The 2,012-nt window shown below is 61.7% G+C and carries 2 protein-coding genes and 1 tRNA gene; all 3 read left to right on the top strand.

Annotated elements, in window-relative coordinates; all coding sequences use genetic code 11:
• The coding region (locus V7665_RS10260; RefSeq protein WP_335664444.1) for a single-stranded-DNA-specific exonuclease RecJ at nucleotides 1-1,329 on the top strand (1,329 nt) is incomplete at its 5' end.
• Nucleotides 1,330-1,543: 214 nt separating this feature from the next.
• A tRNA-Glu gene (locus V7665_RS10265) sits at nucleotides 1,544-1,618 on the top strand.
• 101 nt (nucleotides 1,619-1,719) lie between these two features.
• Nucleotides 1,720-1,875: a glucokinase gene (locus tag V7665_RS10270; RefSeq protein ID WP_335664445.1), complete on the top strand. Its 156-nt coding sequence runs from the start codon at nucleotides 1,720-1,722 to the stop codon at nucleotides 1,873-1,875.
• Nucleotides 1,876-2,012: the final 137 nt, after the last annotated feature.

Below are 2,012 nucleotides of genomic sequence, written 5' to 3' on the forward strand. Positions count from 1 at the left end.
GTCACCGTCGATTGCGGGGCGATGGCCTTTGAAGCGCTCGACATGGCGCATCAGGCCGGGGTCGAGGTGATCGTGGTCGACCATCATAAATGCGCGGCGGAACTGCCCAAGGCGCTGGCGCTGGTCAATCCCAACCGGCTGGACGAAAGCGATGCCGGCGCGGAACATGGTCATCTCGCCGCCGTCGGCATGGCGTTTCTGCTCGGCGCCGCGCTGGTCAGAACGCTGCGCAATCAGGGGTTTTTCAAAAATCGGGCCGAGCCCAAATTGCTCGAGCTGCTGGATATTGTCGCCCTCGGCACGGTTGCCGATGTCGCCCAGTTGCGCGGCCTCAACCGCGCCTTTGTCGCGCAGGGGATCAAGGTGCTGGCCGGGCGTCAGAATATTGGCCTGTCGGCGCTGATCGACGCCAGCCGGCTCAAGCGCGCGCCGATCTGTTCGGATCTCGGCTTTGCCCTAGGGCCCCGAATCAACGCCGGTGGCCGAGTCGGAAAATCCGATCTTGGTGTGAGATTGCTGACCACGCAGGACCCCGAAGAGGCGCGGGCAATCGCCGCCGAACTCGACCATCTCAATCAGGAACGCCGCGCGATCGAGGCCCATGTGCTGGAAGCAGCGGAAGCCATGTGTTCGTCGCAACAGAATCAGGCGGTAGCGGTATTGTCCGCCAAAGGCTGGCATCCGGGCGTCATCGGTATCGTTGCGGGACGGATCAAGGAGAAATTGAACCGCCCGGCGATCATCATCGCGCTCGACGAAGAGGGTATCGGCAAGGGCTCGGGCCGCTCGATTTCCGGCATCGATCTCGGCGCCGCGATCATCGCCGCCAAGGACAGCGGCCTGCTGATTGCCGGCGGCGGTCATGCCATGGCTGCGGGCATGACGATTGATGCCGACAAGGTCGATGCCTTTTCCGAATTTCTCAATGACCGGCTCGCCGACAGCGTCGGCAAGGCACAGGATGGCAAGGCGCTGCTGCTCGACGCGGTGCTGTCGCCCAAGGGCGTCAATCCGACGATGGTCGAAGCGATGGACGGCGCCGGCCCCTATGGCATGGGCTGGCCCGCGCCGCGTATCGCCACCGGACCGGTGCGAATCATCAAATGCGATATTGTCGGAACCGATCATGTCCGGATGATCGTCGGCGGCGATGATGGCGCATCGATCAAGACCATAGCCTTCCGCGCCGCCGAAACCGATCTCGGCCAGGCGTTGCTCAGCGCCCCGCGCGGACGAAAATTATGGATTGCCGGCCGCGCCAAGATCGATGACTGGGGCAGCCGCCCGTCGGCGGAAATCCATCTGGAAGATGCCGCCTGGGCCGATTGACGGAGCGTCAAAGGCGTGCCTGGAGGGCGTCCCCATTATCATCCCGCTCATTCTCGCGGTCCCTTCATCAGCAGCGCCCGCGACGCAGAAGGCAACAAGCGGCAGGCGGTCTGCCACAGCGCCAGCGAACAGCCCCGAAATTCCGGCGAAAAGAGGGTTGACCAAAGCCCGGCACCCCCCTAATGGCCGTGGCTCGCTGACCAGCAATTGGTATGGCCCCTTCGTCTAAGGGTTAGGACGCGGCCCTTTCACGGCTGAAATACGGGTTCGAATCCCGTAGGGGTCACCACTATTATACTTAGTCCGCGCCGGCAATCTGTCGTCAGATTTTGCGCGCAGTCGCGTGCTATATTACCATGGCCATGATATCGTTTTTCGCCAACGCTTATATTGGCAGGTGGATTGGGATCAAGGCTGACGGATCATATCGCCAGTTCGGGCTTTGCCGCCCGGATCACATCCAGGGGCCGCTATTGCGGGTTGATGGAAAGCCTGTCGGCAAAACTCATCATCCATCCCGAACCCGGCCTGCTCGGCGCAGCATAGGCCTTTATAGAGGAACATGGGTCATGAATATCAAGCCGATTGAACAGCTGATGCGCGCAACATCGATCATCCCGGTCCTTGCCGTCAACGATCTTGCGCGCGCAAAACCCATGGCGGAAGCATTGGTGAAAAGTGGG

The organism is Parasphingorhabdus sp. (assembly GCF_036964675.1).
Classification (GTDB): Bacteria; Pseudomonadota; Alphaproteobacteria; order Sphingomonadales; family Sphingomonadaceae; genus Parasphingorhabdus.